This is a genomic window from Enterococcus sp. LX10 (genome assembly GCF_023539285.1).
GTDB lineage: Bacteria > Bacillota > Bacilli > Lactobacillales > Enterococcaceae > Enterococcus > Enterococcus faecalis.
Window position 1 is genome coordinate 416,726 of the sequence record NZ_CP092784.1, and the last position, 13,355, is coordinate 430,080.

A 13,355-nucleotide genomic window follows, 5' to 3' on the forward strand; every position below is an offset into this window, starting at 1 on the left:
ACCACTCTCTTTTTTATACTTATTTAGAAGAAGATTCTGTTGTTTTGCTTGAAGAATCTGTTGCTTTTTCAGAGTCGCTTGTTTTGGTATCACTTGTTTTAGAATCACTTGATTTTGATTCTTTTTTCTCTGAAGAAGCGCTTGAAGATTCAGTTTGCATGTAGCCTGCTAAAGCGTTCTTGAAGGCATCATCTTTAATTTTCACATTGGCCGCTTTTAATTCGTCACTAATAACTTTTGCTTGGAATGTTTGATCGGCTAATTTTGTCTCTTCAGCAATTTTCTTGATCTCTTTTTCATAAGGTTTCATGTCATTGCCTTTTGCTTTGTTTTTCGTCATTTTCACTACATAGTAAGTTGTTTGGTACGTTTGTGCGTTTGTTGCAGCAATTGGTTCTGATACTTCGCCATCTTTTAGTTTGAAGGCTGCTTCTTTAACTTCGGCAGGAACAGTTGTTGATTGTGAATCAAATTTAATTTTACCGCCGTCTTTTTTCGTTGCAGCATCGGTTGATTTGTCTTTGGCAATTTTTGCGAAATCGCCGCCGTCAGTGATTTCTTTCTTGACAGCTTTTGCATCATCTTCTGAAGCAACTTGGATAATTTGTGCTTCTACTTCTGGATGGAAGCTTGCCCAAGCTGTTTTTAAGTCTTCATCTGTAATTTTAAGATGTGCTTTCATACCTTCTTGGAAAGCAGCAGTTTGTTTTAATTGTTTTTTGAAATCTTTTTCAGTTAAGCCGTATTGTTTTAAAGCATCAGTGAATTTTGCACCTTGTGCTTCCATTTGTTCTTTAGCATCATCAAATTTCTTTTGAACATCTTTATCAGTGACTTTATTACCATATTTATCTTCAAAGACTTTATAGATAACCATTTGGCTAAACGCTTGTTGGCTAGTACTTTGCCCTTTAATTTGGTTATAAAAATCATCAACAGTAATTGTTGAACCTTTCATTGTTGCGATATCTTTTGAACCGCTTGAACACGCTGCTAAACTAAAAACGGCCATTGCGCCCGCTGCAGCTAAGATTAGTTTTTTCTTCATTCTCTTATGCACTCCTGTTTTTTTTAGTTTTATTTCTGTTATAACTATACCATACCTCATTTTGAAAAAGAAAGAGTCTCAGGCATAGTTTCAAACAAAATTCGTATTTACGTCACACTTTTTATTTTTTTAATAACAAAAGAAATAATTAACATCAAAGACTTTACTTTTGCTTGTTAGTTTGTGTGTCAGGTAATTCAGCCGTGATTTTGGCAATTTGTTCTTTAATTTGAGCAATCCGAGGTTCCGATTGGAATTTGAAATCAGTGATTTCTTGTTGCAGGTCTTTTGAAAATTCAGTTGCCAGTGGAACGTTTTTTTCGACAACTGCCAAATTTCGTTGCACCTGATCCCAGTCATTCGTGACTTGATTTTTCAGTGAACGATAATCTTCTAGCTCATTGATTAAATGTTGGCGTGTTTCTTTCCCGCTTCTTGGAGCAGCCAACAAACCGCCGATGGTACCGGCAGCTGCGCCAAAAAAGAGGCCTTTAATAAATTTTTTCATTTAGTTCACCTGCTTTGCAATGGTCTCAGCAATTTCTTGCATCGCTTCGGCGGAATAGTCCTCTTGATGGTTGCCAAAATGAATAGAGAAATCATCTTCTTTTGAATAACGGGGAATCAAATGAACGTGGGAATGGAAAACGGATTGATAAGCCACTTCCTTATTGTTATTTAAAATGTTTAATCCTTTCATTTCTGGAAAAGCTTTTTCTAATGCTCGTGCTACTTTAGGAATACGAGCAAAGACGTCGCTTGCTAAAACGTCATTATATTCAAAAATATCAGCAACGTGTTGTTTTGGAATCATTAAGGTATGTCCTTTGGTCACTTGTGTGATGTCTAAAAACGCGTAGACTTTCTCGTCTTCATAGACTTTGTAACTTGGGATTTCGCCGTTGATAATTTTACAAAAAATACAATCATTCATGAAAAATTCCTCTTTTCTCTAGGTTCTTTCCTTTACTTTACCACAAGTTGATTTCTCTGTGGATGAAAAAGTACGTGAGTTCGCTAAAAAGTTCGTTTCATTTCGTGTATAATAAGAGAAAGAAAAAAATCCATTTAATTAAGGGAGTAATTTTTGAATTCTTGGTTCGCTTAGGGTTTAATAATGGTAGAGAGAAAAGGTTGGAGGCAAAAGAAATGAGCTTAACAATTGAACATTTAACAGGAGGTTACGGCCATATTCCTGTCTTAAAAGATATTAATTTTGACGTCAAGTCTGGTGAAATGGTTGGTTTAATCGGCTTGAATGGTGCGGGGAAAAGCACCACCATCAAAAATATTATTGGGTTACTTACGCCGCAAAAAGGCAAAATTATGATTGACGGGGAAACATTGCAGCAAGCCCCTGAAGAATATCGCAAAAAAATCGGGTATATTCCGGAAACACCTTCTTTATATGAAGAATTAACATTGAAAGAGCATATCGAAGTAACGGCCTTGGCTTATGATATTCCATTAGAAGAAGCATTCAAACGAGCAGAACCATTACTAAAAACGTTCCGTTTAGACAATAAATTGGAATGGTTTCCTGCTAATTTTTCAAAAGGCATGAAACAAAAAGTCATGGTACTTTGTGCATTCTTAATTGAACCGAGTTTATATATTATTGATGAACCTTTTCTAGGCTTAGATCCTTTAGCAATTCATGCTTTATTAGAATTAATGGATACGATGCGTAAGCAAGGGGCAGCGATTTTAATGTCCACGCATATTTTAGCAACAGCTGAAAAATATTGTGATCGCTTTGTGGTGCTACACGAAGGAAAATTACGGGCAAACGGTACAATGGCTGAATTACGTGCAGAATTTAATTTACCAGAGTCTTCTTTAGATGATATTTATCTTGCCTTGACGAAGGAAGAAAAGGTGGGGTAACATGGGCGAATTTTTTAGTCAACGTTTGTCACGGCATTTCAAAAAAATGTCCAAGTACTTGCGCTATATTTTAAATGATCATTTTGTTTTAGTCTGTATGTTTTTATTAGGCGGATTAGGTCTGTACTATTCCCAGTTGTTAAAAGAATTACCTCGTGATTTTGTTTGGGGCAGACCGTTAATTCTGTTGAGCTGGTTGCTACTCATTCAAGTTGGTAAGTTGGCTACTTTGACAGAAGAGCCCGACAAGGTGTTTTTATTACCAAAAGAAAAACAATTCGCTGCTTATCTGAAACGGGCGCTGCGCTACTCTTTAATTTTACCGATTGTGGTCAGCTTTCTAGGAAGTGGCCTATTGATGCCGTTGATTGTAGTCACAACGGGTTGGTCGTTTCAAACCTTCTTTTTATTTTTGGTCATGCTAGTTTGTATGATTTATACACATCTTAGTTTACAAAGCTACGGGCTCTATCATCTTTCGTCAACCACTTACCGTAGTTGGTGGTTCGTTTGGTTGATCAGTAGTCTCTTGATTATGACGGGAGCCATTTACTGGACGCCTTGGGTTGGTGTGATTGGTAGCATCATTCTGGTCGTTTGTTTATCGAGTATTTGGCAAAATAAGATGAAACAGAGTTTCTTGGATTGGGAAAAAATGATCCAAAAAGAACAAAACAGAATGCATAGAATTTATAAATTCATTCAGTTGTTTACAGATATTCCTGAAGTGAGTAGTACAGTAAAACGTCGTAAATACTTAGATCCTCTCCTCGGAGTAGTCAAAAAAACATCTGAGAACACGTATGCTTACTTATTCATTCGGAGCTTTTTACGAGGTAGCGAATATAGTGGCCTATTGTTTCGCTTAATTTTGGTTGGTGGCGTGCTACTCTTCTTTTTACAAGAATTCTGGATTGCGTTGGTAGTTGCTTTATTGTTTGTCTATTTAATCGGGTTCCAGTCGATTCCCATGTACACGCAATTTGATTATATGGTGATGACACAGCTATATCCAATTTCAATAGAAAAAAAACAAGCAGCAATTCGCCGGTTAATTGGCGGCGCATTGTCTGTTGCGGCCATTATTTTTGGTGGGATTGTCTGCCTTCGTTTAGGCAATTTGCAAAATAGCTTGCTCATTCTGGGTGCCTTAATTGTAGAAGTTGTGATTTTCACTAAAATGTATGTTCCAATGCGCTTGAATAAGTTATAAAGATGAGAAAACCCAGCAAAATTTACAAAAGAACCATATAGAAGCTTGACGAAGCAAGGTTTGGCGACTAAAATGGTAATTGCTGTAAAAATTGCAATAAAATTGTGTTGAGATAGGAGATAATTTCCATGGAATTTCAGTTGGATAAAGACTGGCGTCTGCAGCCGATAAAGGGCGCAACTGGTCAAACATACATGGGAATAAAAGAAACAGAGAAAGTGTTCATTAAACGAAACACTTCTCCACTTCTTGCAGCATTGTCTAAAGAAGGGTTAGCCCCGAAGATGATTTGGACAAAGCGGACAGCGAATGGCGACGTACTAACAGCCCAAGAATGGCTGGAAGGACGTTTATTACATGCGGACGAAATTGGCAAACGCAATGACGTGATTGACGTGTTATACCAATTGCATCATTCTAATTTGCTGAAAGACATGTTGAAAAAAATTGGTGGCGAAGTTTGTACCCCGCTAACAATGTTGAAAGAGTATAAGCGTCAACTACCTAAAGAATTAAAACGAAACAGTTATTTAAAAGAAGTAATCACTTATTTATATAATCATTTACCAGAATATCCAGAAACTAGCTATGTGGCTGTCCACGGCGATGTGAATCATCGGAATTGGTTAGTCTCGAATAATTATCTCTATTTAGTAGATTGGGATTCTGTGATGGTCGCGGACCCAGCGGTAGATTTAGGAATGATTTTGAGTCATTATGTGCCTCGTTCCGGTTGGAATCAATGGTTACTATCTTATGGTTTAATTCCTAATGAAAGTACAGTTCAACGAATTTATTGGTATGGTTTATTTAGCTTTTTACAAGAGATTGTTCGTCATCACCAAGAGGGCGAAAGAAGAGCAATGACTGCAGAAATTTTACAATTAAAACGAATGTTTAGTAGTTAAACTAATTCATTTAACATCCACACAGGCTGGCGAATTTCACCAGTCTGTTTTTAAAAGAAAGGAATTTTAAATATGCGTGTAAGAAATAGACCCGGAGCAGCAGAATATATGGCAAAATATCCACAATATGTGGTAGAAGGTCCTGAAAAATGGCAAGGGAAATGGCAAGAACGTTTTGGCAATAATCATCCCATCCACATTGAAATTGGTTCAGGTAAAGGTCGTTTTATTTATGAAATGGCTAAAGCACATCCTGAAATTAATTATATTGGTATCGATATGCAATTAAGTATTTTATCGATTGCATTAGATAAGCTAGTGGCCAAGCCGTTACCTAATCTACAGTTATTGCGAGTAGACGGCGAAGCATTAACAGAATATTTTGCTGAAAATGAAGTAGATTTAATCTATTTAAATTTTTCAGATCCTTGGCCAAAGAAAAAACATGAAAAACGTCGTTTAACGTATAAAAACTTTTTAGCGACAGATGAAATTATTTTAAAACCAAATGGAGAAATTCATTTTAAAACGGATAATCAAGGGCTCTTCGAATACTCATTAAGTAGCTTTTCTAAATATGGCATGATTATTGAACGTGTATGGCTAGATTTGCATAATAGCGAGTTTGAAGGCAACATTATGACAGAATACGAAGAAAAATTTTCTAGTCGTGGTCAACGAATTTATCGAGTAGAAGCACGTTTTGTTGCAAAATAAAAGAGGTCGGGACAGAACCGTTTAGCTCCGAGAAATAAGAAGAAATTTCCAAAAATTGCTCTTTAATTTTTGGAGAATTTCGGCTTATTTCCGAAGGAGTTGGTTCTGTTCCCGCCGTTTATCAGTTTTTGAGCGTGGAGCAAAAATCCAAAGTGATTTTTGTCCCACGCTTTTTTTATTATTTAAGAAAGCCTAAGTTGTCGTTCTTAGAGCATAGGCATCCAATAAAATTCTTGCCAGAATGGATAGTGGTAACCGTGAACGCACTTCATAATCGGGGAAAAAGGAGCCTTCTGATTTGAAGCCCACGAACGGAATTTCAATATATTTCATTAAACTAGAGTGTTTGCTTGCAGTTAAAAGGATAGTCCCAATTTCTGAGTCGTAACAGTTTTTACCAGCGACAACTAATTCTTGAGTTTCTCCGTTTAAAGAAACAAAAAGAGCCACATCTTTTTTTGATAACTTTTTACTAATATTTTTAATAATTTCTGGGTCCGTATGCAGCTCACAGTATTTGCCAGCCAATTGAAACTTAACCATCATTTCCTGAGCAATTAATTCTGAAAAACCTCTAGCAAAGATAATAATCCGTCGAGAAGCCTTGATTTTTTGGATCGCATCTTCGATATTACCAATTTCAATCATGTTAATCGTACGAGTTACTTCTTCTTCATTCTTTAAAATGGCTGTCCGAATTCCTCGGTCTACTTTTTCTAATGCTGAAAAATTTATATTTTGGTTTTCTTTATCTTTCAAGTGATGCTTGAAGGATGTGAAACCTTCATAGCCTTTCTTTTTCATGGTTCTTACAATCGTCGCAGTTGATACGTTGGCTCGTTCGCTTAATTTTACAATGGAATAATCAGGGATTTCTAAAATATGTGTTTCGATAAAATGCCAGAGATATTGCTCTGACTCACTCAATTTTTGTTCCATAATGGCCAGCCCTTCTTTCTTTCACTAAAAAAACATTTATAAGCCTATTTTTAATGAAAAAAAATAAAAAAGCTAGAGGAATTATGAAATTGTAAATGTTTTCTATATTTTTGCGAAAGAATGAAAACCTTTACATGGTATTTTGAGACATAATAAAGAGGAGAAAGGAGGAACTACAGTGACCATTTATACATGTACATTAAATTTAGCCATTGATTTATTTATCGAAACAGAAGAGCTAGTTCCTTTTGTCGTGAATCGCACGAAGGAAGATGATATTCAAGCAAACGGGAAAGGAGTCAATGTTTCCCTAATTTTAAAGATGTTAGGGATTGATAATACCGCTTTGGGAGTCAAAGCTGGTTTCACTGGGAACTATGTCGAAGATTATTTAAAAGAAAAAGAGATAACCACTGATTTTATCGAAGTCACTGGCACAACGAGAATCAATGTGTTTACAAAAGTTACCCAAGATCAAAAGGAATACAAATTAGTCAATAAAGGACCAAAATTATCTGAAGAACATGTACAACGTTTTTTGAAAAAAATTTCAGAGTTACGTAAAGGGGATTATTTGTGCGTATCAGGAAGTTTACCACAAGGGGTTTCGCCAAGTATTTTGATTGAAATTAGCCGAATTTGTTTTGAAAAGCATGTGTTCTTAATTTTAGACAGTAGTTATGAAGAAATTTTAGATTGTTTGCCTTATCAACCATTTTTATTGAAACCAAATGAAGAAGAACTTCAAGAGTGGTTTCATGCAAAAGTGCAGACTAAGGATGATTACATTTTTTACGGACAAGAATTACTGAAGCGGGGAGCCAAAAATATTTTACTTTCTTTAGGTAGTGAAGGGGCTTTATTTATGAACAATGAAAAGGTTCTTTCAGGTAATTCACCAACTGGAATGGTTGTGAATACAGCTTGTTCAGGGGATGCAATGTTAGGTACCTTTTTAGCTGGTTGGCATCAAGGACTATCATTGGAAAAAAATTTAAAAAGAAGTATTGCAGCAGGTAGTTCAACAGCATTTCGCAAAGGATTGACAGATTTTTCAGATGTTCAGGAGTTAGAGCAACAAATAAAGATTCAAGAGGAGGAATAAACAGATGGCTACGTATCAATTAATAGCTGCTACAGGTTGTCCGACGGGAATAGCGCACACGTATATGGCACAGGAGGCATTGGAACAAGCTGCGAAACGTAAAGGTATTACGATTAAGGTTGAAACACATGGTCAGATTGGTATAGAAAACGAGTTAACACCTGCAGAAATCCAAGGAGCGGAGGCAGTCATTATTGCCGCCGACAAAGACGTTCAAGCAGAACGTTTTGCTGGGAAACGAATCATTGATGTCCCTGTCAGTGTGGGGATTAAAGAAGCAGATCGCTTAATTGAAGAAGCACTCGCAGGCAAAGGATCGATTGCGGCCGAAAACCAAGCAGTGGACGAACTTGAACAGGAGACACAAATTTCTTCAGGAAATGTTGGACATAGTATTTATAAAAACTTAATGAATGGCGTCTCTCACATGTTGCCGTTTGTAGTAGCAGGAGGCGTTTTAATTGCTCTTTCTTTTGCTATTTGGGGCATTTATTCATTTGATCCAGAAAGTAGTCAGTATAATGCTACCGCTGCTATGTTAAAAAGTATTGGTGATGCCTCAATGGGAATGATGGTGCCAATCTTATCTGCGTATATCGCAGAGGGGATTGCGAAACGACCTGGTTTAGTTGTGGGCTTTGTCGGTGGTTTGATTGCTAACACTGGTGGTACTGGCTTTTTAGGAGGGATATTATCTGGTTTCCTTGCTGGGTATTTCATTCTTTTATTACAAAGAGTATTTAAAGGTTTGCCTAAATCATTAGATGGTTTAAAAGCAATTTTCCTTTATCCAGTCATTGGCGTTGCAGTTATTGGTATCACTATGTCTTTATTAGCAGATCCGATGAAAGCTGTTAACGAAGGAATGATGAGCTTTTTAGCTAGTTTCCAAAACTCCAGTCCGTTGGTTTTAGGAATTATTGTGGGTTGTATGTGTGCCTTTGATATGGGAGGTCCAGTTAATAAAGCGGCCTATGTTACTGGGACGGCACTCTTAGCTCAAGGCAATACTTCTTTTATGGCAGGAGTTTCTGCTGCCTGCATAGCGCCACCTTTAATTACAGGCTTTGCTACATTATTCTTTGGAAAATACTTTGACACAAATGAACGCAATGCGGGGCTAGTGAACTTTATTTTAGGCTCCACACATATTACAGAAGGCGCTATTCCGTTTGCGGCAAAAGACCCCTTGAAGGTTTTACCAATTATGATGCTCGGATCTTCAATTGCGGCAGTCCTAACGTATATGTTTGGGGTACAAGTGCCAGCACCTCATGGAGGATTTCTTGTTTTACCAGTTGTTACTCACGCTGTTCAATGGGTTCTGGCAATTTTAGCTGGTTCATTGGTAGGCGGTTTATTGCTAGGTTTTGTACAAAAAAGTAGAATCGCCAAACAAGAGCAATCGTTATCAAAAAAATGAAATAACAGGAATTAGGAGTGAATGGAATGGCTTTTATTAAAGAAAATCATATTTTTTTAAATCAACAGTTACAAACGCAAGAGGATGTTTTTCACTTTTTAGCAAAAAAATCAACAGAATTGGAAGTTGCTCAGGACGCACAGGAAGTTTTCGATAAACTGAACGAGCGAGAACAAGAAGGAACAACGGGGATGATGAATGGATTTGCGATACCTCATGCAAAAGCAGCAACGATTCAACAAGCGGCCATTATCATCGTTACCTTGGACCAAGGTGTTGAGTGGCAGAGCCTTGACAACCAATTAACGGAGTTTGTGATTGCGCTGTTTATTCCAGATGCCGAAGCTGGCACGACACATTTGAAATTACTCTCTTCCGTTGCGCGCCTCCTATTAAGAGAAGAAGTTACTTCTGGACTGAAACAAGCAAGTTCGCCAGCTGAAATTGCTACGTTACTAAATAATCAATTAGGAGAGGAAACAGAATGAAAAAAATTAGTGAACAAAAACGTAAACATTTAGAAAATCTGGTAGATGATCAAGGGATTATTGGCGCACTAGCCATTGATCAACGTGGGGCCTTAAAACGCATGATGGGAAAATACAAAGAGGTGACTGCGCAAGAAATCAGTGACTTTAAAGTATTAGTATCTCGTTGCTTAACACCAGAGACTTCAGCAATTTTGTTGGATCCAGAATATGGCCTAGCTGCTGCTGAAAATCGAGCACAAACTTCAGGTTTGTTACTTGCGTATGAAAAAACGGGCTACGATGCTTCGACACCAGGACGGTTACCCGATAGTCTTGATGTTTGGTCGGTTAAGCGTTTAAAAGAAGCGGGCGCAGACGCGTGTAAATTTTTACTTTATTACGATGTTGACGAAAGTGAAGCAATCAATGAACGAAAGAAAGCTTATATAGAACGGATTGGTTCAGAGTGTTTAGCCGAAGAAATTCCATTCTTTTTAGAAATTGTCTCTTATGATGCAAACAATTCGGATAGTGATTCAAAAGAATACGCTAAAGTAAAACCGCACAAAGTAATTGAAGCGATGAAAGAATTTTCAAAGGATCGCTATAATGTTGATGTTTTAAAAGTAGAAGTCCCTGTGAATATGAATTTTGTAGAAGGTTTTGGCACTGAAAGTCTTTATAGCCAAGATGAAGCGCAGGCCTTTTTCAACATGCAAAGTGAAGCAACACAACTTCCATTTATTTTCTTGAGTGCAGGGGTTAGTGCTGCGATGTTTCAGGAAACATTGAAATTTGCAAAAAAAGCAGGTTCCTCGTTTAATGGAGTCTTATGTGGTCGCGCAACTTGGGCAGACGGCGTGCTTCCATTTGTTCAACAAGGTTCTGAAGCAGCCGTTGCGTGGCTTGAAACAACTGGTAAAACAAATGTTGACGAATTAAATCATGTTTTAAGAGAGAGCGCAGTATCAGTCTTTGAAAAAATTCAGTAATTAAGCTGAAAATATATACTGAATTTAAACTATTTGGTCATCTGAATTAAATTTTTTCAGAAATCGTCTTCTTTAAGTGAACTCAATGTACGCAAACTCAAAAGATATGATATAATTATTTTGATATCGATGTATGAACACCCAAAAAGTAACAGTGCTTTACTTTATTTGGGGAAAGTTGGGGTATTATGGGAATTCCTAAAGAAGGCGAGTTTGTAACCATTCAGAGTTATAAACATGACGGACATTTACATCGAACGTGGCGTGATACGATGGTACTAAAAACGAGCGAGTATTCTTTAATTGGTGTGAACGATCACACGTTAGTAACGGAATCCGACGGACGTCGGTGGGTGACTCGTGAACCAGCCATTGTTTATTTTCACAAGAAATATTGGTTCAATATAATAGCAATGATTAGAGAAAAGGGGGTTTCGTATTACTGCAATCTGGCTTCGCCATATGTTTTAGATGACGAAGCATTGAAGTATATTGATTATGATTTAGATATCAAGGTTTTTCCAGATGGTGAAAAACGTTTACTAGACGTTGATGAATATGAATTTCATAGCAAACTAATGGATTATCCAGAAGATATTGACTTCATTTTAAAAGAAAATGTCAAGACTTTAGTGGATTGGATTAATAACGAAAAAGGCCCCTTCTCGCCCGAATATGTAGATATCTGGTATCAACGTTATCAACAGCTATCAAAAAAATAGCCGATGTAAACAGCCCACAAAAGGAGCTTGGAGCATTAGCCAAAATGGCTAATGCTCCAAGCTCTAAATTTTCCGATTTAATTGGTGTTATAGTTCTTTATTCATTTCGTAGTGTTCAATGCCAGCATCCATAAAAGGTGCCCCTGTTTTTTGATAACCTAAACGTTCATAGAAGCCTACAGCGGTGACTTGCGCGCCTAGAGTAATCTTGTGGTAGCCTTGTTCTTTGGCAAAATTTTCTGCCGCTTCCATAATCACTCGTCCATAGTCGGCGCCACGGTAAGCTTTTTCAACGGCCATTCGTTGTAATTTCATAACGCCATTTTCTAGTGGAAGCAAGCGACAAGTTGCGACAGCTACATGATCCGTGTACAAAACAAAGTGAATACAACGTGCTTCATATTCATCGATTTCCATCTCTTCTGGTACCCCTTGTTCCGCTACGAATACGCGTTGACGAAGCCGGACAGCATCTAAATAAAGATCACTCATGGTATCTTTTGTTTGAGCTACATGCATAGAAAAACCCCCAAGTTCAGAATCTGTTTCTATTTTATTATACCACGAAAAAGTTCTAGAAATGAAGTATTCTCAATGACTGAGGGGGGAAGGTGTGATAAAATAAAACAGCAACAATTGAATAAAAATAAAGGAGGAGCTGCTGTGATTAATCGATTTAAAGAATCGAAATTATTTTTCTGGTCAGTTGAATTACTTGTCGTGGCCATGCTATTATTTATTGCTTCGAAAATTAATTTCTTATTTGCACCGATTGGGACATTCTTCTCAACGTTGTTTGCCCCAGTCTTAGTAGCAGGCTTTTTGTATTATTTACTAAATCCTGTGGTCAATCTACTAATGAAGACGAAAATGAAACGAATTTATGCCGTCTTACTGGTATTTTTATTACTAATCATCGCATTAGTTCTGATCTTATTAACAATTATCCCTAAGTTGGCAGATCAGCTAGCTAGTTTAGCATCAAGTATGCCGGATTTCTTTAAACAAGTGGAGACCTGGATTTATGAGATTGCGGAGTTACCTATTTTTAAACAAATTGATTTAACAAGCTATATTGAAAAAATGGATATTTCTTATGCCAATATTATCCAACAATTTTTAAGTAGTTTATCAAGTAGCTTAGGTTCAATCGTATCAACGGTGGCGTCAACCACTATTGTTTTGGTCACTGCGCCATTTATTTTATTTTATATGTTAAAAGATGGAGATAAGCTAGTACCAGCGATCCAACGCTTTTTACCTGAGAAAAGAAAAGATGATATTGTGGATCTTTTAGGACAATTGAACCAAACCTTATCCAGTTATATTAGTGGACAAGCGATTGAATGTTTATTTGTCGGTACATTTACGATTATTGGGTATTCATTGCTTGGCGTTCGTTATGCCTTTTTATTTGGTGTCATTGCCGGCTTTACGAATTTGATTCCCTATCTAGGCCCTTATCTAGGATTAGCGCCCGCTGTCTTAGTGACCATCTTTAATGAACCCGTCAAAGCAGCCTTATGTTGTTTAGTGGTGCTAGTGGTTCAACAATTGGACGGAAATATTATTTATCCAAACGTTATCGGAAAATCTCTAAAAATCCATCCGTTAACGATTATTTTAATTTTATTGGTAGCAGGAAATTTAGCAGGTTTGCTAGGTATTTTCCTCGGTGTCCCATTTTACGCAATCTGCCGGACCATTATCTACTATGTTATTGATATGGTCAAAGCGGGTCGTAGTGAAAAAGTTACCAATGCCGTTCTTTTAGGGAATGAAACAAATACGAAAGAAAATAACGGTTAATGATTGAATCCGCTAATCTTTCGTGCTATGATTTTATGGATTAGGATAGAAAATAACCTGTCATAATACTGATTGTGTCTGTTTCTAAGCCTAACCATAAAAAGAGGAAGAACGTTAAAAGA

Annotated in this window: 15 protein-coding genes; 10 read left to right on the forward strand and 5 right to left on the reverse strand. The window is 37.0% G+C overall.

Going from position 1 to position 13,355, the window contains the following annotated elements:
- Positions 1 to 19: 19 nt before the first annotated feature.
- From MKZ30_RS02085 to MKZ30_RS02095, 3 genes are all read right to left on the reverse strand, one after another.
- Positions 20 to 1,048: a peptidylprolyl isomerase gene (locus MKZ30_RS02085; RefSeq protein WP_010816327.1), complete on the reverse strand. Its 1,029-nt coding sequence runs from the start codon at positions 1,046 to 1,048 to the stop codon at positions 20 to 22.
- A gap of 163 nt (positions 1,049 to 1,211) precedes the next feature.
- The gene (locus MKZ30_RS02090; protein ID WP_129225989.1) at positions 1,212 to 1,556 is read right to left on the reverse strand and encodes a YtxH domain-containing protein; all 345 of its coding nucleotides are present in this window, start codon (positions 1,554 to 1,556) and stop codon (positions 1,212 to 1,214) included.
- Positions 1,557 to 1,982 carry an HIT family protein gene (locus tag MKZ30_RS02095; protein WP_033601283.1) on the reverse strand — a complete coding sequence of 142 codons (426 nt, stop codon included), beginning with the start codon at positions 1,980 to 1,982 and terminating at the stop codon, positions 1,557 to 1,559.
- Positions 1,983 to 2,197: 215 nt separating this feature from the next.
- Between MKZ30_RS02095 and MKZ30_RS02100 the strand changes: the two genes are divergently transcribed.
- The 4 genes from MKZ30_RS02100 to trmB all read left to right on the forward strand — a co-directional run bounded on the left by MKZ30_RS02100 (position 2,198) and on the right by trmB (position 5,773).
- Positions 2,198 to 2,935 carry an ABC transporter ATP-binding protein gene (locus MKZ30_RS02100; protein ID WP_002363160.1) on the forward strand — a complete coding sequence of 246 codons (738 nt, stop codon included), beginning with the start codon at positions 2,198 to 2,200 and terminating at the stop codon, positions 2,933 to 2,935.
- A 1-nt stretch (position 2,936) separates the two neighbouring features.
- A complete protein-coding gene (locus tag MKZ30_RS02105; RefSeq protein ID WP_033601285.1) occupies positions 2,937 to 4,148 on the forward strand; it encodes an ABC transporter permease in 1,212 nt (403 codons plus the stop codon).
- Between the two features lie 128 nt (positions 4,149 to 4,276).
- A complete protein-coding gene (locus tag MKZ30_RS02110; protein ID WP_002355531.1) occupies positions 4,277 to 5,056 on the forward strand; it encodes a phosphotransferase family protein in 780 nt (259 codons plus the stop codon).
- 72 nt (positions 5,057 to 5,128) lie between these two features.
- Positions 5,129 to 5,773: a tRNA (guanosine(46)-N7)-methyltransferase TrmB gene (gene trmB / locus MKZ30_RS02115; protein ID WP_033601287.1), complete on the forward strand. Its 645-nt coding sequence runs from the start codon at positions 5,129 to 5,131 to the stop codon at positions 5,771 to 5,773.
- Between the two features lie 192 nt (positions 5,774 to 5,965).
- Here trmB and MKZ30_RS02120 read toward each other — a convergent pair whose 3' ends face one another.
- Entirely contained in the window at positions 5,966 to 6,712 is a 747-nt protein-coding gene (locus tag MKZ30_RS02120) for a MurR/RpiR family transcriptional regulator (RefSeq protein ID WP_002363162.1), read from the reverse strand.
- A 178-nt stretch (positions 6,713 to 6,890) separates the two neighbouring features.
- On the opposite strand from MKZ30_RS02120, the gene pfkB reads away from it, so the two are divergent.
- From pfkB to bph, 5 genes are all read left to right on the forward strand, one after another.
- A complete protein-coding gene (pfkB, locus tag MKZ30_RS02125) occupies positions 6,891 to 7,817 on the forward strand; it encodes a 1-phosphofructokinase (protein ID WP_033600682.1) in 927 nt (308 codons plus the stop codon).
- A gap of 4 nt (positions 7,818 to 7,821) precedes the next feature.
- Entirely contained in the window at positions 7,822 to 9,240 is a 1,419-nt protein-coding gene (locus MKZ30_RS02130; protein WP_002355535.1) for a PTS fructose transporter subunit IIC, read from the forward strand.
- 26 nt (positions 9,241 to 9,266) lie between these two features.
- Positions 9,267 to 9,728: a PTS sugar transporter subunit IIA gene (locus MKZ30_RS02135; protein ID WP_002382981.1), complete on the forward strand. Its 462-nt coding sequence runs from the start codon at positions 9,267 to 9,269 to the stop codon at positions 9,726 to 9,728.
- Positions 9,725 to 10,702, forward strand: coding sequence for a tagatose-bisphosphate aldolase (gene lacD, locus MKZ30_RS02140; RefSeq protein ID WP_033600683.1), 978 nt, complete (start codon positions 9,725 to 9,727; stop codon positions 10,700 to 10,702). The genes MKZ30_RS02135 and lacD overlap by 4 nt, the downstream gene beginning before the upstream one ends.
- Positions 10,703 to 10,890: 188 nt before the next feature.
- A complete protein-coding gene (gene bph / locus MKZ30_RS02145; RefSeq protein WP_002355538.1) occupies positions 10,891 to 11,424 on the forward strand; it encodes a biofilm phosphatase Bph in 534 nt (177 codons plus the stop codon).
- Positions 11,425 to 11,511: 87 nt separating this feature from the next.
- On the opposite strand, the gene MKZ30_RS02150 is transcribed toward bph, so the two are convergent.
- Positions 11,512 to 11,943: a GNAT family N-acetyltransferase gene (locus tag MKZ30_RS02150; protein WP_002358682.1), complete on the reverse strand. Its 432-nt coding sequence runs from the start codon at positions 11,941 to 11,943 to the stop codon at positions 11,512 to 11,514.
- A 75-nt stretch (positions 11,944 to 12,018) separates the two neighbouring features.
- On the opposite strand from MKZ30_RS02150, the gene MKZ30_RS02155 reads away from it, so the two are divergent.
- Positions 12,019 to 13,233, forward strand: a complete 1,215-nt coding sequence (locus MKZ30_RS02155; protein ID WP_002384914.1) for an AI-2E family transporter — start codon at positions 12,019 to 12,021, stop codon at positions 13,231 to 13,233.
- Positions 13,234 to 13,355: the final 122 nt, after the last annotated feature.